Source organism: Nocardia beijingensis NBRC 16342 (genome assembly GCF_001612785.1).
Taxonomy (GTDB): domain Bacteria; phylum Actinomycetota; class Actinomycetes; order Mycobacteriales; family Mycobacteriaceae; genus Nocardia; species Nocardia beijingensis.
Genome location: NZ_BDBC01000079.1, coordinates 1 through 18,447 on the forward strand (window position 1 = coordinate 1; position 18,447 = coordinate 18,447).

An 18,447-nucleotide genomic window follows, 5' to 3' on the forward strand; every position below is an offset into this window, starting at 1 on the left:
GTGCGGGCGCAACAGTCACCGCAACGGGGCAATCGCGGCGCAAACTGAAAGGTGTCGACCCACGCGGCAGCGGCCGTCCTCTGCGCACTGCTGGCGGCGCTGCTGTTCGCGATCGCCGCGGTCGCGCAACAGCACGCGGCGGCCGCGGTGCCGGAGGGCGCGTCACTGATCCGCTCGCTGATGCGCACCCCGCGCTGGTGGGCGGGTGTCGTCGGCGACGCGGGCGGATACGCCATGCAGGTCGTCGCGCTCGCCTTGGGAGCGGTGCTGCTGGTGCAGCCGATCCTGGTCAGCGCGCTGGTGTTCGCGCTGCCGCTGTCCGCCCGGCTCAACAACCGCCGCGTGACGCGGCGCACCTGGGCGACCGCGCTCGCGCTGACCGCCGCGCTGGCCTGCTTCCTGCTGATCGGCGATCCCACCGAGGGCAACACCGGTGCGCCGCTGCGGGACTGGCTCGTGCCGCTGGGCATCCTGCTCGGCCTGATCGCCGCCGCCACCGCCGGTGGCATCGCCGCGCGCGACCCGGCGTGGCGCGCGCTGCTGGTCGGCGCCGCGAGCGGCGCGCTCTACGGGCTGGCCGCCGCGCTCACCGACTACGTCACCGACCTGTTCGAGGACGGTCTCGGCGACGTGCTGAGCGGCTGGCAGACCTGGGCGCTGGTCGGGGCCGGTGTCACCGGCGTCTATCTCCAGCAGCGCGCCTATCAGGCGGGACCGCTGACCGCGTCCCTGCCCGCCGTCACGGTCGCCGAGCCGTTGGCCGCGGCATTCATCGGCATCGCCGTGCTGGACGAGCGGTTGCGGACGAACACCGCCGGGCTGGTCGTGACCGCCGGCGCGGTGCTCGTCATGGCCGCCGCGACGATCATGCTCTCCCGCTCGCAAGCCGCCGCTTAGGCAACGGGTGACGACGAATTCTCGGCTCCGGCGATACGCGCGACAACGCTCGTACCCAGTCGCGGGCGAAATCCGGCGACACTTCCGCGTGTTCGGATCTTCACGCAACAAGCAGGCAGAAATGAGTTCGTGACGAGCCCCGTGCCCGGTTCCGGTACCGGCGTCACGGGCGGTTCCGCGACGACTTCCCGCACGTGCGCGGCCGCCGCCATACCCGCGCCGCCGGTCCCGGCGAGTGCGAGAGAACGGCGCGCACCGGTCGGCGCGCGGATATCATCGGTCGAGTGCGCTTTCTCCCCGGTCATCAGCCGCCGTACGACCTGACCTACGACGACATCTTCCTCGTCCCGAACCGGACGGACGTCGCGTCGCGCTTCGATGTCGATCTGTCGACGACCGACGGGTCCGGCACCACCATCCCGATCGTCGTGGCGAACATGACCGCGGTCGCCGGGCGCAGGATGGCCGAGACCGTGGCCCGCCGCGGCGGCATCGTCGTCCTCCCCCAGGACCTGCCGATCACCGCGGCCGCCGACACCATCGCCTTCGTCAAGAGCCGTTCGCTCACCGCCGACACCCCCGTCACGCTCGCCCCCGACCGCTCGGTCTCCGAGGCGGTGGCGCTGATGCACAAGCGGGCGCACGGCGCGGTGGTGGTGGTCGACGGCGGACGTCCGGTCGGTGTGGTGACCGAGGCCGCCTGCGCCGACGTCGACCGCTTCGCCCGCCTGCGCGAGGTCGCGGTCACCGATTTCGTCCGGGCGCCCGCTACCACCACTCCGCGTGATCTGTTCGACCTGATGCACGCCGAGCACGCCGACTTCGCGGTGCTCACCGCCGAGGACGGCACCCTGGCGGGGATATTGACCCGCACCGGCGCGCTGCGGGCGGGCATCTACCAGCCCGCCGTCGACGCCGCGGGCAAGTTGCGCGTCGCCGCCGCGGTCGGCATCAACGGCGACGTGGCCGCCAAGGCCAAGTCCCTGGTGGATTCGGGCGCCGATCTGCTGGTCATCGACACCGCGCACGGGCATCAGACCAAGATGCTCGAAACGCTCACCGCGGTGCGAGATCTCGGGCTCGGCGTCCCGCTGGTCGCAGGCAACGTCGTCTCCGCCGACGGCACCAGGGAGCTGGCGGCGGCGGGCGCGGACATCGTCAAGGTCGGTGTGGGGCCCGGCGCGATGTGCACCACCAGGATGATGACCGGCGTCGGCCGCCCGCAGTTCTCCGCGGTGGCCGAATGCGCCGCCGCGGCCGCGGAGATCGGCGTGCACGTCTGGGCCGACGGCGGCGTGCGTCATCCCCGCGACGTGGCGCTCGCGCTGGCCGCAGGCGCGTCCAACGTGATGATCGGCTCCTGGTTCGCCGGCACCTACGAGTCCCCCGGCGACCTGCGTGTCGATCGCGACGGCAACGCGTACAAGGAGAGCTTCGGCATGGCCTCCAAGCGGGCCGTCGCCGCCCGCACCGCCTCCGACAGCGAATTCGACCGCGCCCGCAAGGGACTGTTCGAAGAGGGCATCTCCAGCTCCAGGATGCGGCTCGACCCCGAGCGTCCCGGCGTGGAGGACCTCATCGACCACATCTGCTCCGGCGTCCGCAGCGCGTGCACCTACGCGGGAGCGCGCACGCTCGCCGAATTCCACGACAAGGCCGTGCTCGGCGTGCAGTCCGCGGCGGGATTCGCCGAAGGCCGCCCGCTGCCGAGCGGTTGGTGAGCGCCGACACGCGCACCGCACCGGCACCGGCCCACGTCGCTCGGCACGTGGGCCGGTAGCATGGTGGTTGCCGGATACCGGCACCACGACTCATTTGCGAAAGGATCCAGTTGTCACCCGCGTCCGAGGGCGCCGCACAGGAGGGCTCCTCTATCGAGCCGGGTGACCAACCCGGCGTCCTCCGCTCCGCAGTAGTCCCATTCCGCACAGGCCGTCACGCAGCACCGTCCGGGTGGTGCTGACCATGTCCGTCGCGCTCACCGCGCTCAGCCTGATCGGATTCATCGCACTCACCGTCGGCACGGCCCTGTTCGTCGCCGCGGAATTCTCCCTCACCGCCCTCGAGCGCAGCACCGTCGAGGCGCACGCCCGCACCGGTGACGTCCGCGCCCGCATGGTCCGCAAGGCGCATCGCACGCTGTCGTTCCAGCTGTCGGGCGCCCAGCTCGGTATCACGATCACCACCTTGATCACCGGTTACATCGCCGAGCCCGTGCTGGCCAGGCTGCTGCATCCGGTGTTCGCCGGCCTCGGGCTGAGCGAAGCGGCCGCGAGCGGCGTCGCGCTGACGCTGGCGCTGATCCTGGCCACCTCGCTGTCGATGATCTACGGCGAGTTGGTGCCCAAGAACATCGCCATCGCCAAGCCGCTGGCCACCGCCCGCGTCACGGCCGGACCGATGATCGCCTTCTCGGTGGTGTTCAAGTGGATGATCCATTTCCTCAACGGCACCGCCAACTGGGTGGTGCGCAGGCTCGGCGTCGAGCCCGCCGAGGAGTTGCGTTCGGCCCGCTCGCCGCAGGAACTCGGCTCCCTGGTCCGCACGTCCGCGCTGCGCGGCGCGCTCGACCAGCCCACCGCCCAGGTGATGGACCGCTCCCTGCAATTCGGCGAGCGCAGCGCCGAGGAACTGATGACGCCGCGGGTGAAGATCGAGTCGCTCGACAAGGACGACACCATCGCCGATCTGATCGCCGCGGCGGGCCGCACCGGCTATTCCCGCTTCCCGGTGATCGACGGCGATCTCGACAACACTCTCGGTTTCGTGCACGTCAAGCAGGCGTTCACCCGCCCGGTGCACGCGCGCGCGACCACCCCGCTGCACCGGCTCGCCCAGCCGGTTCCCATCGTGCCGGCCAGCTTGGACGGCGACGAGGTGCTCGAACGGGTCCGCGCCGACGGCATGCAGGTCGCCCTCGTCGTGGACGAATACGGCGGCACCGCGGGCCTGGTCACCATGGAGGACATCATCGAGGAAATCCTCGGCGACGTCCGCGACGAGCACGACGAGGAGGAGCGCGACGTCCGCCGCGTCCTCGACGGCTGGGACTGCTCGGGCCTGCTGCGCATCGACGAGGTGTCCCGGGCGACCGGATACGACGCGCCGGAAGGCGAGTACGAGACGCTGGGCGGTCTGGTGCTGACCCGGCTCGGCCGCATCCCGGTGCCCGGCGACGAAGTCGTGCTGCCGAATCCCCGTTCGCAGCAGTGGACGGCGCCGGAGAGCCACGGCTCCGGCGGCTGGATCGCCCGGGTGGAGCGCATGGACGGGCGGCGCATCGACCGGGTCCGCCTGATCCCGGTCGACGCCGACGTCATCGCGACCAAGGAGCACAGCCATGGGTGACCTGTTCGGCGTGCTGCTCACCGTCGTGCTGCTCGGCGGCAACGCCTTCTTCGTCGCCGCCGAGTTCGCGCTCATCTCCGCTCGCCGCGACCGGCTGGAAGCACTGGCCGCGCAAGGCAAGCGCAACGCGAACACCGTCATCCGTGCGGGTGAGAACCTCTCGATGATGCTCGCGGCCGCGCAGCTCGGCATCACCATCTGCTCGATCCTGCTCGGCCGCGTCGGCGAACCCGCCGTCGCGCACCTGCTGGAAGGCCCGTTCGAGCTGCTCGGCCTGCCGCAGCAACTGCTGCACCCGGTGGCCTTCGCCCTGGCGCTGACCATCGTGGTGATCCTGCACATCCTGTTCGGCGAGATGATCCCGAAGAACATCGCGCTGGCGGGGCCGGAACGCAGCGCGCTGCTGCTGGTGCCGGTGCACCTGATGTGGCTGCGGCTGGCCCGCCCGCTCATCGCGGTGTACAACCTGGCCGCCAACCTGTCGCTGCGGATGCTGCGGGTCGAGCCGAAGGACGAGCTGGAAGCCACCGTGTCGACGGTCGAACTGGCCGAGATGATCGGCGAGTCCCGCTCGGAGGGGCTGCTCGACGAGGAAGAGCACCGCCGCCTCACCCAGGCCCTCGGCACCAGCGACCGGGTGGTCGCCGACGTGATGGTGCCGCTGGACGCCACCCGATCGATCCCGCTGCGCGGCAACGGGACCACACTCGGCGACATCGAGTCCGCCGTCGCCGAGACCGGCTTCTCCCGCTTCCCGGTGCGGGCGAACGACGGCTCGCTGGTCGGCTACCTGCACGTCAAGGATGTGCTCGACAAGGTGGCCGACGAGAGCGCCGGTCCGGGGACGCCGATTCCGCGCACCGATATCCGCCCGCTGCCGACGGTGGGCATGGGCGCGACGCTCTACGAGGCGCTGGCGCGGCTGCGGCGCACCAACAGCCATCTCGGCCGGGTGGTCGACGACCGGGGCAACACCACCGGCATCGTCGCCCTGGAGGACTTGGTGGAGGAGTTCGTCGGCACCGTCCGAGACGGAACGCATCGGGTGGGCGAGTGACCATCCGGGCAGGCGGGGTGCGGTAGCGATGCGGGTGTTGTCCGGTGTGCGGTGGCGGGCGTCCGCGGCCGCACACCGGGCCCGGCTGGACGATCTGGTCGGGCCCTATCTGGAGCGCCGAGCGCAAGGTTCGTCGCATCCGGTGATCGATTTCCTGTTCACCTACTACGGGCACAAACCCGCGCAGTTGCGGCGCTGGCATCCGGGATACGGCATCGGGCTGGCCGACGCCGCCGAATACCGGGGCGCCCGCGGCTATCACCACGTCGTCACCGATTCCGGTGCGGACTGCTACACCGCTGATCCCGCCTACCTCGGCAAACGCCGGGATACCGTCGCGTTCGTCGCGGAGCTGTTGCGCGCCACCGCCTCTCGGCCCGCTCACTTGTCCTGCTTCGGCCTGCACGAATGGGCGATGGTGTATCGCACCGACGACATCCGCCACCAGAAGGTTCCCCTGCGGCTGGGACACGCGGGCACCGACGCCGTGCTCGAGTCGATGCCGCTGCGGTGCACACACTTCGACGCCTACCGCTTCTTCACCCCGGACGCCGTCGGCCGCAACGCCGAGCCGCTCACCCGCGCCGACCAGCTCCGCCGCGAACAGCCGGGCTGTCTGCACGCGAACATGGATCTGTACAAGTGGGGCTTCAAACTCGTCCCGCTGGTCTCCTCGGACCTGCTGCTGGACTGCTTCGAGCTAGCTTGCGCCGCCAGGGAACTCGACATGCGCGCCAGCCCCTACGATCTGTCCGAGTTCGGTTACGAGCCGGTTCGCATCGAGACGCCGTCGGGGCGCGCGGAGTACGTTCGCGCGCAGTCCGAGTTGACGCAGCGCGCCGCGGGATTGCGACGAACCTTCCTCGGCGTCTGCGAGGAACTCTTGTCGGCGCATCCCGATTCCGCCGCTCTCGGCACCGGACCGACTCAGCCGCGCTGACCACGCCGGACGGAAAACTTCGCGAATCCCGCCGCGATTCGGCGAAACTCACCCTCGCGCCGAGCGGAATCATTACCATTCAGTCAGTTCGGTGGTGACTGTCCCAGTCACCCTGGGCAGCCAATCTCGACGACGAAGTTGGGGGGTCGCGACGATGCGCCCATCGGCCACACTGCGCCGCGCCAAACCGCTGGCTCTGCTCACCATCGGCCTGCTCACGGCGGCGCTGCTGCCCGTGAGCGCATCGGCCGATCCGCGATCGGCGCCCCGTGACGCCGTCCAGGAGTTCCTCGACGTGGGGCGCACCTCGGTTCCCCGCGCCGACTGCGGACCCGGCTCCGCCCCCGAGAACGGACTGCAAGGCGATGTCACCGCCGCCGATCGCGACAGCGGGCGCAGCACGCAGGGCTACCGGTGCAACATCTCCTTCGTCGGCGGCTACGCGGGCCGCGGCGCGGGCATCACCTCCACCAGTTTCGAGCACTGCGCCTATCTGGGTTCGTTCTTTCCCGGCGACCTGTTCAGCGAGGGCCGCGGCGTCCAGGTACTCGACGTGTCCGATCCGGCGCATCCGCGCCCCACGGTGACGCTGACCGAGCCCGCCATGCTCGCCGGAACCTGGGAGAGCCTCAAGGTCAACACCGAGCGCAAACTGCTGGTCGGCACCGGCGTACCGGTCGGCGAAGGCGTCGGCTACCTGTCGGTCTACGACGTCTCCGATTGCGCGCATCCGCGGCTGCTCAATCCGGGGCCGGGGACGAATCTGGCGATGCCGCTGCCGATCACCACGCACGAGGGCGGCTTCTCCCCCGACGGCAACACCTATTGGGCCTCCGGGATCGCGCCCGGCTTCGTCAGCGCGGTGGATCTGACCGACCCAGCCGACCCGCACGTGGTCTGGCAGGGTCTCACGGGCATCGAGGCACACGGGTTCGGCATCAGCCCGGACGGCAACCGAATGTACATTTCCGCGCTCGGCGGGTTCACCGTCCTCGACATCAGCGCGGTGCAGCGCCGCGACCCCGACCCGCAGGTGCACCACCTGGGGCGGGTGTTCTGGACCGACGGCTGGGCGACCCAGCACAGCGTCCCGGTCAGCTACGACGGCAAACCCTACCTCTACACCGTCGACGAAGGCGGTTCCGGCGGAGTCAAACTCATCGACATCTCCGACGACACCGCACCGAGGGTGGCCGGCAAGATCAAGCTCGAGATCAACCTGCCCCAGCACATGGACAGCAATATCGGTTCGTCGATGGGCGGTTCCGCCTTCGCCTACGAATCGCACTACTGCGCCGCCGACCGGCAGGAGAACCCGACCGCGTTGGCCTGCGGATGGATCTCCTCCGGCATCCGGGTGTTCGACATCCGCGATCCCTACGCCATCCGCGAGATCGCCTACTACAACCCGCCTGCCCGCACGGGACAGAACCTCAGCCTGTGGAACTCGCCGCACGCGCTCGCCTCGATCATCGGCGTTCCGCTCATGAGCACCCCTTCCGCGGTGCGCGCCGTGCTCGAGGGGCAGTTCAACCCCCTGGATGCCCTCACCCCGCGCACCGGCCGCCTCGCCTTCGGCGACGTGTCCACCGACTGGTGTCTGTCGCCGCCGGAATGGCGCGGCTCGCAGCTCTACGTCGCGTGTTCGGACAACGGATTCATGGTGCTGCGACTGGACGACGACGTGTACTCCCCGCCCGCGGACCAGCGGTCGATCGTCGGGTCGTAGCGATGCGGCGCTGGATGCGGATCGCCGCCCTGACCTCGGCGGCCTTCGCCCTGCTCGTGCTCGGCGCCGCGCTGCGGCCCCTGGCGTTCCCGGAAGATCGTTCGGTAGCACCGGTTCTCACCGAGATCGAGATCGGCTTCGTCCAGGACATGACCACCCATCACCAGCAAGCCCTGCTCATGGTGCAGCGGCTGGACCGCGCGGTCGATCCGGCGGTCACCCGGCTGGCCGAACAACTCGACCGCACGCAGCGCATGGAGATCGGCACCATGCTCGGCTGGCTGCGCCTGGCCGACGCGCCGCCCACCTCCGCACAGCCGATGGCGTGGATGCACAGGGCGGACGCTTCGCCGCATCAGCACCACGCAGCGGCCGCGCGGACGGCCGCCGTGATGCCGGGGATGGCGAGCGCGGCGGAGCTGGACGAGCTGGCCGCGGCGCGTGGCCCGAACGCGGAGATCCTGTTCCTGCAATTGATGTTTCGCCACCACCAAGGTGGAATCGCGATGGCCGAGGCCGCCGACGGCCTGCTGCGCTCCGGGCCGGTCAAGGAGATCGCCCGGTCCATGATCCATGGGCAGGGGCAGGAGGCGGGCGTAATGGGCATGCTGCTCACTCTGCGCGGGGCGGCCCCACTGCCCTGACCAGCGGGCCGCTACGACACCACATACGACCCACAGCCCGAGGCTTCGCTTACCTCGCGACCGGCTGCGAGGCGCATGCTCCGGTCGTAGTCGCCGCCGCCTGACGGGCGGAATCGGCTCCAGTTCGACGCCCGCCGCAGGTTCCGGGGGACATCGGGCGAGGTGCGGCGCGCCGAGCCGGATCGCGTCGTGCAGCAGGAACGGCGGCGGCACGGCCCTGCGCGTTTGGTACGGGATGCCGTGGTGGTACTCCGGCATCCGATCGACCTGAGTGGGTTCGTCCGGGATCGGTCTGCCGCGATGGCGTCCAACGCAGGCACAGGGCCTACGGCGGCGGTGTGGGCGGGGCCGCCGCTACCGTGCCCTGGACAACGCGGGGCCGCCCAGGGCGACCGGCGAGATCATCCGCGTCGACGTCGGAAGGTCCGCGAACACGGCGGCCCGGCTGAGGCCCGGCGCCCTCTCGGCGGTATCGTCGGCTGGGCCGGGTCATGATCGTCGGCCGGAAAGGTTGGGCAGCTGATGATTCGGACCGATGCGTTCACAGTGCCCCCGCACGTGCGTGGTTATCCGGGCATTGCGTTCGGCGGATATGTGGCGGGAGTGCTCGCCGCCGCGAGCGGCTCCACGCAGGTGCGCGTCGACTTCCGCCGCGGCGTGCTCGTGGACACTCCGGTGGTGCTGGCCGCCGACGGTTCCGGCGGTGCGTCACTCACCGACCTGGACGGCGCGATACTCGCCGAGGCTTCCCCGTCGGCGGTCACGGTCACGCCGCGGCCCGCGCCCACGTGGGAACAGGCGCGGACGGCGAGCGCGACCGCGGGCGCACTGCGCAAGATGAGCCACTGCTACGGCTGCGGCGCGGCTTGTGCCCCCGGACGCGGATTGCGCCTGTCGCCCTGGGCCATGTCCGCCCACGATATGGTCATCGCCGCCTGGACACCGGATCCGCTGCTCGCCGGCCCGGACGGCTACCTGCCCACCGAAAACGTCTGGGCCGCTCTGGATTGCCCCGGCGGCTGGGCCGCGATGGCTTTGCGTGACCTGCGGCCCGGAGCGGTCACCGCCGCCCTCACCGCCACCCAGTTCGAACCGGTCCGCGCCGGCGACCCCTACGTCTCCTACGGCTGGCCGGTCTCCGCCGACGGCCGCAAACACACGGTCGGCGTGGCCTTGGCCCGCGCCGACGGAACACTCTGCGCCCTCGCCGAGGCACTCTGGATCGAACCCCGCCAACCGCTGCCCTTCGAATGGTGACCCACCCCACCCGAACCTGTCGGTGGCTATCGGTAACCTCCGCGCCATGCCTTCGTCGGTACACGAAGTTCTCATCGAATTGGTCAGGCGCAGACCGACTTTGGTCGCGGAGCTGCTGACTTCAACACTGGGGCAGTCCCTCCCGGAATTCGATCACGCCCGCGTCGATTCGGGCGACCTACCCGATATCGAACCCACCGAGTACCGCGCGGACCTGGTCGTCACGCTTACCGAGGCCGACGTCCCGGTTCTCGGCATCGTCGTCGAGGTGCAGCTGCAACGCGACGACGACAAGATGTGGAGCTGGCCGGTCTACCTGACCACGCTGCGTGCCCGACTGCGCTGCCTCGTCCTGCTGGTCGTCGTCTGCCCGAACGAGCGCGCCGCGGGGCACTGCCGCCGCCCGATCACCGTGGCACCCGGTTTCATCCTGACGCCATTGGTCCTCACCCCGGCCAACGTGCCGGTCGTCAGCGACGCCCACGCCGCGCTCGAGCGCCCCGACCTGGCCGCCCTGTCGGCCATCGCGCACCGCAACGACCCCGAACGCGATGCGATCCTCACCGCCCTCGCCGCGACAGCACACGACTCCGCGGACGGCAAAAGGTACATTGACCTGGTACTGGCCGCACTGCCGAACGCAGCGGCCCGGCACTTCCTGGAGATGCTGATGACGACCGACACGTCCTCGTACTACAGCCAGTTCTTCAAGCAACTGCACGCCGAAGGCAGAGCCGAAGGGATAGCCGAAGGCAAAGCGGAAGGCAAAGCGGAAGGCAGAGCCGAAGGAGAAGCCAATGCGCTACTGACCGTGCTCACCAGCCGCGGATTCCGCGTACCGAAGGCCCTGGCCGCCGAGATCAAAGCATGCCGCGACGACGCCCGCCTGACCACGTGGATCGCCCGCGCCGTCAACGCCGACACCCTCGAAGCGATCTTCGACGATTTCGCCTTTTGACATTCTCGGAGATGCTTGGCGATTCCGACTGCCCGAAACGTCGCACGGCACTTCCCGGAGACCGATGACTACCGATACCTCCCAGTACTACAGCCGGTTCTTCAGGCAGTCGTACGCCGACCAATGCGCCGAGGTGAAGGCCATCCTCAGGGCCCTAAGTGTGGCCTCAGGCTTGGCCAACGGGTTGCGCACTGTACTCACTGCCCGCGGTTTCGAAGTCTCGGCGGAGCTGACCGCCGAGATCGATGCGTGCACCGATCACGAGCGCCTGACCACGTGGATCGCCCGCGCCGCAACGGCGAACACCCTCGAGGAGATCTTCGGCGACCGGGCTCAGTGAGTGTCGGCGAAGCGGTACCACTGGCCGTCGAAGGCGGAGTATTCGATGCCGTTGGTGGCGGGTGGGCCGAGGTGGGGTGGGGTGGCCGGGTCGCGGAAGAAGGCGAAGCCCTCCGAATTCGAGTCTCCGGTCTGGGTGTAGAACAGGCAGCCGCCGTCGCGTGGCGTGATGAAGGTGATCGTGTAGACGCCGAGGCGGGTGCGCTGGCCGGAGTGCGCGCAGTCGACGGCTTGGTCTTCGAGGATGCCGCGGGAGAGGCGCCAGCCGGTGTCCTCCGGGACGTCGTAGAGCGTCAGCGCCACGAGGACGGCGATGAGTACGGGCGAGGCGAGGCTGTAGAAGACGGCGCGGTAGCGCAGTAGCCCGAGCAGTCCGAACAAGACGGCGATCCCGCCGAGCACACCGAGCACCGCCCAGAGCACGACGAGAGTCGGGAACGTGCCCTCCGCGGCGAGTTGCCAGAACAGCGCCGCGCAGCAGAGCGCGACCAGGGCGGTCAGCAACCCCATCCACAGCACGAACCAACGAGGAATACGCGACCGTGTGCGCACGGACCCTGCGGAGTTCACGTGTTCAAGATACGAGGGGCAGCGGCTTCGCGCGCGGGATCGGCGGCGAAATCCTCCGTGGCGCCGGGGATCACGGCGACGCGGACGCCGCAGCGGGCGTGGCGGAAAACGTACGCGCTGCACCCGATTCCGCGGGCCACACATGGTTCGATACAGGGCTCCCCGGCGAATTCCGTCACCTGTTGATCTCGCCCTCACCGAGCAGCGGTGCCCACCAGTGTGAAAACGAACAATTCGGAACGTTTCGTGATTGGGCCCGAATCGAAAAATCCCCCGGCCAGCACACCTGACCAGGGGATTTCACTACTCGAAGCACATCGTGCACCGCATGCTCACAGCGGCGGGAAGCCCGCCGATCCGGTGGCCATCCAATTCCAGAACATCGCCGCGCGATTGGCGAGCAATGCCACGATGTCGAGCACAACGCTTCCCATGAATCTTCCTCACAAATCGAACGATCTCGTGCGGCACCCAGGGTAACGGACCGATAAACGAGAGGCGAAACTCCGACCGCCCGCAAACGCACGAATCCCCCGGCCGACGAGACCGGGGGATTCGCGGCACGCGCGGACTAGACGCAGGCCAGCGCCTTCGCCTCACGACGACGGCGGTGCAGGATCGGCTCGGTGTACCCGTTGGGCTGCTTGGTGCCCTCGAGGATGAGCTCCTTGGCCGCCTGGAAGGCGATGCTGCCTGCGAAGTCCGGCGCCATCGCCCGGTAGTTCGGGTCACCGGCGTTCTGCCGGTCGACGACCGGGGCCATCCGCTCCAGGCTCGCGACCACTTCCTCGGCGGTGACGATGCCGTGGCGCAGCCAGTTCGCCATCAGCTGGCTGGAGATGCGCAGGGTGGCACGGTCTTCCATGAGCGCGACGTCCTTGATGTCGGGCACCTTCGAGCAGCCGACGCCCTGGTCGATCCAGCGCACCACGTAGCCGAGGATGGACTGCGAGTTGTTGTCCAGCTCCTGGCGCTTCTCCTCGTCGGTCCAGTTCGGCGCGGCGGCCAGCGGGATCTCCAGGATCTCGTCGACGGTGGCGCGGCGACCGCCCTTGGCGATCTCCTGCTGCCGCTTGAACACGTCGACCAGGTGGTAGTGCGTGGCGTGCAGGGTGGCGGCGGTGGGCGACGGCACCCACGCGGTGTTGGCGCCCGCGCGCGGGTGACCGATCTTCTGGGTGAGCATGTCGGCCATCAGGTCCGGCATGGCCCACATGCCCTTGCCGATCTGCGCCTTGCCGGGCAGGCCTGCCGCGAGGCCGGTGTCGACGTTCCAGTCCTCGTAGGACAGGATCCACTGCTGGGACTTCATGTCGGCCTTGCGGACCATCGGCCCGGCCTCCATGGAGGTGTGGATCTCGTCGCCGGTGCGGTCGAGGAAGCCGGTGTTGATGAACACCACCCGCTCGGCGGCGGCCTGGATGCAGGCCTTGAGGTTCACCGTGGTGCGGCGCTCCTCGTCCATGATGCCGACCTTGAGGGTGTTGCGCTCGAGTCCGAGCACGTCCTCGATCCGGCCGAACAGCTCGTTGGTGAACGCGACCTCGTCGGGGCCGTGCATCTTCGGCTTCACGATGTAGACCGAACCGGTGCGGCTGTTCTTCAGCTTCACGTCGTCGGCCAGGCTGTGCTTGGCGATCAGCGAGGTGATCAGCCCGTCCATGATGCCTTCCGGCACCTCGTTGCCCTCGGCGTCCAGGATGGCGTCGGAGGTCATCAGGTGACCGACGTTGCGCACGAACAGCAGCGAACGGCCGTGCAGCACCAGCTCGCCGCCGTCCAGCGCGGTGTACACGCGGTCGGGGTTCATGGTGCGGGTAAAAGTCTTCTCGCCCTTGGTGACCTTCTCGGCGAGATCGCCCTTCATCAGGCCGAGCCAGTTGTGGTAGCAGAGCACTTTGTCCTCGGCGTCCACCGCGGCGACCGAGTCCTCGAAGTCCATGATCGTGGTGACCGCGGACTCCAGCACGACGTCCTTCACGCCCGCGGTGTCGGTGCTGCCGATCGGGGACTGCGGGTCGATCTGGATCTCGATGTGCAGACCGTTGTGCTTCAGCAGCACCGAACTCGGCGCCTCCGGGTCGCCGAGGTAGCCGACCAGCTGGGAGGCGTCGGCCAGACCGATGCTGGTGCCGTCCTCCAGGCCGACCTCCAGCTCGCCGTCGACGATCTTGTAGGACGTCGAGCCGATGTGCGAACCGGTGATCAGGGTGACCGAGTCGTCGAGGAAGTTGCGCGCCCACTCGATGACCTTGTCGCCGCGCACCTTGTTGTAGCCGGTGCCCTTCTCCGCGCCGCCCGCCTCGGAGATGGCGTCGGTGCCGTAGAGCGCGTCGTACAGCGAGCCCCAGCGCGCGTTGGCGGCGTTGATCGCGAAACGGGCGTTCATCACCGGCACCACCAGCTGCGGGCCCGCGGTGGCGGCGATCTCCTCGTCCACGTTCTGGGTGGTGATCTGGAAATCGGCGGGCTCGGGCCGCAGGTAGCCGATCTCGGTCAGGAAGTTCTTGTAGGCGGCCTTGTCGTAGTTCGCGCCGGGGTGCTCCGCGTGCCAGGCGTCGACCTTGCCCTGGATCTCGTCGCGTTCGGCCAGCAGAGCGCGGTTGCGCGGAGCGAGATCATTGATGACCTGCTCGGCGCCGGCCCAGAACGCGGCGGAATCCACGCCGGAACCGGGGAGCGCCTCGTTCTCGACGAACTCGTGGAGAACGCGTGCCACCTGGAGCCCGCCGACCTGAATCCGCTCTGTCATCTACTGCCTCACTTCCGGGAAAGCCGAGTGGGAAAACAGTGCCATGTTACCCGTGGGTAGCGGTGTGACCGCGCGCCGGGTAGCCAGGCTCTGTGCCCGAATCCGTCCGCCGCGCCGAGGCGAGTTGGTCGGGCACCCGGCGGGTCGTGAGCCGTCGGCGGTCGGCCGGACAGCCCCTTGATCCTAGCGTGCGCCCGATTTAATGTACTGATCGGAACATTTTCGAGCGCAGGAGTCGAGTTGTCACTCACGGACAAGGTCGTCGTCGTCACCGGGGGAAGCCGGGGGCTCGGCAAGCAGATGGTGCTCGCGTTCGCCGAGGCGGGCGCGGACGTGGTGATCGCCAGCCGCAAGCTGGACGGGTGCGCGGCACTGGCCGATGAGGTGCGGGGACGGTTCGGCCGCCGCGCGCTGCCGGTGGCGTGCAACGTCAGCGACTGGGCGCAGTGCGACGCCCTGGTGGAGACCGTCTACGGCGCGTTCGGCCGGGTGGACGTGCTGGTCAACAACGCGGGCCTGTCACCGCTGTATCCCAGTCTGGACCAGGTCACCGAAGCGTTGTTCGACAAGGTCATCGGCGTGAACCTGAAAGGACCGTTCCGGTTGTCGGCGCTGATCGGCGGCCGGATGGCGGCCGACGGCGGCGGCTCGATCATCAACATCTCCTCGATCGAGGCGATCAGGCCGGAGCCCTTCGCGGTCCCGTATTCGGCGGCCAAGGCGGGTCTCAACGCCCTGACCGGCGGACTGGCCCAGACGTTCGCGCCGAACGTGCGGGTCAACACCATTCAGTGCGGGCCGTTCGCGACCGATATCGCGACAGCGTGGCCCGACGAGCTGCGCGCGGAGCTCACGAAGCACAACGCCCTGCGCCGGGTCGGCAAGCCGGAGGAGATCGTCGGGGCCGCTTTGTTCTTCGCCACCGAGGCCTCCGCGTTCTGCACCGGAGCCACCCTCGCGATCGACGGGGGATGGCGATGAAGGCGCTGACCTACGAAGGCCCGCAGCAGATCTCGTACGGCGAGCGGCCCGATCCGGTCCTGCCCGGCCCCGACGGCGCGATCGTGCGGGTCACCGCGGCGGGCATCTGCGGCAGCGACTTGCACATCTACGCCGGACACGGATTCGTCGCGGGCGCCGGTTACGGCGTCGGGCACGAAGCGGTCGGCGAGATCGTGGAACTAGGGCCGTACACCCGCGGCTTCGCCGTCGGCGATCGCGTGCTGGTCGCCGCGTCGGCCGGGTGCGACGGTTGCGCGCAGTGCCGGGCGGGCATCGTCACCGCGTGCGCTCGTCACCCGCTGCCGGTGGACGCCTGCTACGGCCTCGGCGGCGCGCTGGCCGGGTGCCAGGCCCAGTTGCTCGCCGTCCCGCACGCCGCGGGCAACCTCGCGAGACTGCCAGAGGAGGTGAGCGACACCGCCGCGGTCGTGCTCACCGACAACGCGCCCACCGCCTGGTACGGGGCCCGGCGCGCCCGGATCGCGCCGGGCGACACCGTGGTGGTGATCGGGCTCGGTCCGGTCGGGCTCATGGCGGTGCAGTCCGCGTTCGCGATGGGCGCGGCCCGGGTGCTCGGCGTCGATCTGCTCGCCGAGCGCCGCAAGCGGGCGGCCGATCTCGGCGCCGAGCCGGTCGAGTCGGACGATCCGAAGCAGGCGATCCGCGAGATGTTGCGCGGTGGAGCGGATGTCGCGATCGAAGCGGTCGGGGCCGACGAAACGATCAAGCTGGCGATCAGCGCCGTCGGGCACGGTGGACGGGTCAGTGTGATCGGTGTGAGCCACAACCGCGCCTATCCGTTCCACCTGATGGCGGCGCAGGTGAAGGACCTCGAATTCCACATCGGGCTGTGCTCGATCCAGTACGAACTGCCCACGCTGCTGAAGCTCACCGCAGGCGGCAGGCTGCGGCCCGAGGCGGTGGTCACCCACCACCTCCCGATGTCCGAAGGAGCCGCCGCCTACCGCATGTTCGCCGAGCGGGCCGATGGGGTCGGCAAGATCGTGCTGGATCCGTCGGAATGACCGCCCCGTCCCGCAGGCGGGGCCGTCCGCCCGCGGCCGAATCGACGGCGAGCGACACCAGGGCGCGGATCGTGCGGGCCGCGATCGAGTTGTTCGCCGAGCAGGGCTTCCACGGCACCGGCGTGGCCGAGATCGGCGAGCGCGCCGATGTGCAGCGCGGCGCGCTGTACTACCACATCGGTTCCAAGGAAGAGCTGCTCTGGCAGATCCTGCGCGATTACACCCAGCTCATGTTGGCCGAGGCCGAACAGATCGCCGACGGCCCCGGCGATCCGATCACCAAGCTGCGCGAGCTGATCCACAGTCATGTGCGGCTGATCATCCGTCATCAGCGCGAGGTGTCCATCCAACTGCGCGACGTCGGCGCGCTCACCGGCCAGCGCGCCGCACAACTGCAGGACCTGCGCGACCGGGTGCAGCACTGCTGGCAGCGCGTCGTCGACGCCGGTCACGCCGAAGGGCTGCTGCGCACCGACGATCACGTGGTCACCAACAGCGTGCTCGGCATGCTGAACACGGTGTCGTTCTGGTACCGCCCGCACGGCGGCCGCTCCCCCGGCGAGATCGCCGACATCCTCGCGACCACTTTGCTCGACGGCGTGGTGACCGGCACCGCGCGGGATACGAAAGGCTGATCATGGCGTGGGATTTCGAGACCGACCCGGAATACCAGCGCAAGCTGGACTGGGCGGCGGAGTTCGTCCGCACCGAAGTGGAGCCGCTGGACCTGCTCTACCCCAATCCGTACGACCGCACCGACCGCGAGGCGATGGCGCTGCTGCGGCCGTTGCAGGAGCGGGTGAAGGAGCAGGGCCTGTGGGCCTGCCACCTCGGGCCGGAACTGGGCGGCCCCGGCTACGGGCAGATGAAGCTCGCCTTGCTCAACGAGGTGCTCGGCACCTCGGTGTGGGCGCCGTCGGTATTCGGCTGTCAGGCGCCGGATTCCGGCAACGCGGAGATCCTCGCCCACTACGGCACGCCGGAGCAGAAGAAGACCTATCTCGAGCCGCTGCTGGCCGGGGAGATCGGCTCGTGCTATGTGATGACCGAGCCGACCGGCGGCTCGGACCCGACGCTGTTCCGGACCCGCGCGGTGCGCGACGGTGACGAGTGGGTGATCAACGGGGAGAAGTGGTTCAACTCCAACGCGGAGTTCGCCGCCTTCCACATCGTGATGGTGGTGACCGATCCCGACGTCAGCCCGTACAAGGGCATGTCGATGTTCATCGTGCCCGCGGGCGCGCCCGGACTGGAGATCGTCAAGAACTACCACGTCGCCGGATTCAGCGAGCACGAAGGCCACCTGCGGTTCACCGACGTCCGCGTCCCCGCCGACCACCTGCTCGGCGCGGAGGGCGAGGGTTTCGTCGTCGCGCAGACCCGTTTGGGCGGCGGGCGGGTGCACCACGCGATGCGCACCGTCGCCATGGTGCGCAAAGCGTTCGACATGATGGCCGAGCGGGCGGTCTCGCGCCCGATGCGCGGCGGCCCGCTGGCCGGATTGCAGATGACCCAGGAACGCATCGCCGACAGCTGGATCGAGATGGAGCAGTTCCGGTTGCTGGTGCTGCGCACGGCCTGGCGCATCGACAAGGAGAAGGACTACAAGAAGGTGCGCAAGGACATCGCCGCGATCAAGGTCGCCATGCCGAAGGTGATGCACGACATCGCCCAGCGCGCACTGCACCTGCACGGCGCGCTCGGCGTCAGCCAGGACCTGCCGTTCGTCGACATGCTCAGCTACGCGGAGGTGATGGCCATCGCCGACGGACCGACCGAGGTCCACAAGATCACCCTCGCGAAGGAGGTGCTGAAGGACTACGCCCCGGGCGACCCGGTGTATCCGAGTGGGTACCGGCCCGCGCTGCGTGAAAAGGCGCGGGAACTGGTCGCCCGGCGTCTCGAGCACGTCGTAGGGAATCTCTGACG

Annotated in this window: 16 protein-coding genes; 14 read left to right on the forward strand and 2 right to left on the reverse strand. The window is 69.2% G+C overall.

The features are described 5' to 3' along the window. The first annotated feature begins 51 nt into the window (after positions 1 to 51). The 10 genes from NB3_RS32510 to NB3_RS32555 all read left to right on the forward strand — a co-directional run bounded on the left by NB3_RS32510 (position 52) and on the right by NB3_RS32555 (position 11,170). Complete coding sequence (locus tag NB3_RS32510; protein WP_067810966.1) at positions 52 to 897, forward strand: DMT family transporter; 846 nt, start codon at positions 52 to 54, stop codon at positions 895 to 897. Positions 898 to 1,181: 284 nt separating this feature from the next. Further along, entirely contained in the window at positions 1,182 to 2,618 is a 1,437-nt protein-coding gene (locus tag NB3_RS32515; protein WP_067810969.1) for a GuaB1 family IMP dehydrogenase-related protein, read from the forward strand. Positions 2,619 to 2,862: 244 nt separating this feature from the next. After that, complete coding sequence (locus tag NB3_RS32520; protein WP_067811027.1) at positions 2,863 to 4,245, forward strand: hemolysin family protein; 1,383 nt, start codon at positions 2,863 to 2,865, stop codon at positions 4,243 to 4,245. After that, on the forward strand, positions 4,238 to 5,302 hold the full coding sequence (locus NB3_RS32525; RefSeq protein WP_067810972.1) for a hemolysin family protein: 1,065 nt from the start codon (positions 4,238 to 4,240) through the stop codon (positions 5,300 to 5,302). The genes NB3_RS32520 and NB3_RS32525 overlap by 8 nt, the downstream gene beginning before the upstream one ends. A 28-nt stretch (positions 5,303 to 5,330) precedes the next feature. Then, positions 5,331 to 6,242, forward strand: coding sequence for a 3-methyladenine DNA glycosylase (locus NB3_RS32530; RefSeq protein WP_067810975.1), 912 nt, complete (start codon positions 5,331 to 5,333; stop codon positions 6,240 to 6,242). Positions 6,243 to 6,396: 154 nt separating this feature from the next. Beyond that, positions 6,397 to 7,971 carry an LVIVD repeat-containing protein gene (locus NB3_RS32535; RefSeq protein WP_067810980.1) on the forward strand — a complete coding sequence of 525 codons (1,575 nt, stop codon included), beginning with the start codon at positions 6,397 to 6,399 and terminating at the stop codon, positions 7,969 to 7,971. A gap of 2 nt (positions 7,972 to 7,973) precedes the next feature. Continuing rightward, positions 7,974 to 8,615, forward strand: coding sequence for a DUF305 domain-containing protein (locus NB3_RS32540; RefSeq protein WP_067810982.1), 642 nt, complete (start codon positions 7,974 to 7,976; stop codon positions 8,613 to 8,615). Positions 8,616 to 9,137: 522 nt separating this feature from the next. After that, on the forward strand, positions 9,138 to 9,872 hold the full coding sequence (locus tag NB3_RS32545; protein ID WP_067810984.1) for a PaaI family thioesterase: 735 nt from the start codon (positions 9,138 to 9,140) through the stop codon (positions 9,870 to 9,872). Positions 9,873 to 9,918: 46 nt separating this feature from the next. Beyond that, positions 9,919 to 10,830, forward strand: coding sequence for a hypothetical protein (locus NB3_RS32550; protein ID WP_067810986.1), 912 nt, complete (start codon positions 9,919 to 9,921; stop codon positions 10,828 to 10,830). 64 nt (positions 10,831 to 10,894) lie between these two features. Further along, entirely contained in the window at positions 10,895 to 11,170 is a 276-nt protein-coding gene (locus NB3_RS32555) for a hypothetical protein (protein WP_067810989.1), read from the forward strand. Here NB3_RS32555 and NB3_RS32560 read toward each other — a convergent pair. Together NB3_RS32560 and NB3_RS32565 are read right to left on the reverse strand one after the other, a co-directional pair. Next, positions 11,164 to 11,679, reverse strand: a complete 516-nt coding sequence (locus NB3_RS32560; RefSeq protein ID WP_067810992.1) for a hypothetical protein — start codon at positions 11,677 to 11,679, stop codon at positions 11,164 to 11,166. The genes NB3_RS32555 and NB3_RS32560 overlap by 7 nt on opposite strands. Before the next feature lie 631 nt (positions 11,680 to 12,310). After that, positions 12,311 to 14,491 carry a malate synthase G gene (locus NB3_RS32565; RefSeq protein WP_067810994.1) on the reverse strand — a complete coding sequence of 727 codons (2,181 nt, stop codon included), beginning with the start codon at positions 14,489 to 14,491 and terminating at the stop codon, positions 12,311 to 12,313. A 240-nt stretch (positions 14,492 to 14,731) separates the two neighbouring features. Here NB3_RS32565 and NB3_RS32570 point away from each other — a divergent pair, with 240 nt between their 5' ends. From NB3_RS32570 to NB3_RS32585, 4 genes are read left to right on the forward strand one after another with little or no spacing between them, the layout of a single operon-like run. After that, on the forward strand, positions 14,732 to 15,472 hold the full coding sequence (locus NB3_RS32570) for an SDR family NAD(P)-dependent oxidoreductase (protein ID WP_084823864.1): 741 nt from the start codon (positions 14,732 to 14,734) through the stop codon (positions 15,470 to 15,472). After that, positions 15,469 to 16,518: a zinc-binding dehydrogenase gene (locus NB3_RS32575; protein ID WP_067811033.1), complete on the forward strand. Its 1,050-nt coding sequence runs from the start codon at positions 15,469 to 15,471 to the stop codon at positions 16,516 to 16,518. The genes NB3_RS32570 and NB3_RS32575 overlap by 4 nt, the downstream gene beginning before the upstream one ends. Next, positions 16,515 to 17,153, forward strand: coding sequence for a TetR/AcrR family transcriptional regulator (locus NB3_RS32580; protein WP_067810997.1), 639 nt, complete (start codon positions 16,515 to 16,517; stop codon positions 17,151 to 17,153). The genes NB3_RS32575 and NB3_RS32580 overlap by 4 nt, the downstream gene beginning before the upstream one ends. A 2-nt stretch (positions 17,154 to 17,155) precedes the next feature. After that, positions 17,156 to 18,445 (forward strand): acyl-CoA dehydrogenase family protein, encoded by a 1,290-nt coding sequence (locus tag NB3_RS32585; protein WP_067811000.1) that lies wholly within the window; start codon positions 17,156 to 17,158, stop codon positions 18,443 to 18,445. Positions 18,446 to 18,447: the final 2 nt, after the last annotated feature.

Excerpts from the sequence above, each read along its gene's own strand:
- NB3_RS32520 (WP_067811027.1), top strand. The coding sequence starts at position 2,863 with ATGTCCGTCGCGCTCACCGCGCTCAGCCTGATCGGATTCATCGCACTC.
- NB3_RS32525 (WP_067810972.1), top strand. The coding sequence starts at position 4,238 with ATGGGTGACCTGTTCGGCGTGCTGCTCACCGTCGTGCTGCTCGGCGGC.
- NB3_RS32530 (WP_067810975.1), top strand. The coding sequence starts at position 5,331 with ATGCGGGTGTTGTCCGGTGTGCGGTGGCGGGCGTCCGCGGCCGCACAC.
- NB3_RS32535 (WP_067810980.1), top strand. The coding sequence starts at position 6,397 with ATGCGCCCATCGGCCACACTGCGCCGCGCCAAACCGCTGGCTCTGCTC.
- NB3_RS32540 (WP_067810982.1), top strand. The coding sequence starts at position 7,974 with ATGCGGCGCTGGATGCGGATCGCCGCCCTGACCTCGGCGGCCTTCGCC.
- NB3_RS32545 (WP_067810984.1), top strand. The coding sequence starts at position 9,138 with ATGATTCGGACCGATGCGTTCACAGTGCCCCCGCACGTGCGTGGTTAT.
- NB3_RS32550 (WP_067810986.1), top strand. The coding sequence starts at position 9,919 with ATGCCTTCGTCGGTACACGAAGTTCTCATCGAATTGGTCAGGCGCAGA.
- NB3_RS32555 (WP_067810989.1), top strand. The coding sequence starts at position 10,895 with ATGACTACCGATACCTCCCAGTACTACAGCCGGTTCTTCAGGCAGTCG.
- NB3_RS32560 (WP_067810992.1), bottom strand. The coding sequence starts at position 11,679 with ATGGGGTTGCTGACCGCCCTGGTCGCGCTCTGCTGCGCGGCGCTGTTC.
- NB3_RS32565 (WP_067810994.1), bottom strand. The coding sequence starts at position 14,491 with ATGACAGAGCGGATTCAGGTCGGCGGGCTCCAGGTGGCACGCGTTCTC.
- NB3_RS32575 (WP_067811033.1), top strand. The coding sequence starts at position 15,469 with ATGAAGGCGCTGACCTACGAAGGCCCGCAGCAGATCTCGTACGGCGAG.
- NB3_RS32580 (WP_067810997.1), top strand. The coding sequence starts at position 16,515 with ATGACCGCCCCGTCCCGCAGGCGGGGCCGTCCGCCCGCGGCCGAATCG.
- NB3_RS32585 (WP_067811000.1), top strand. The coding sequence starts at position 17,156 with ATGGCGTGGGATTTCGAGACCGACCCGGAATACCAGCGCAAGCTGGAC.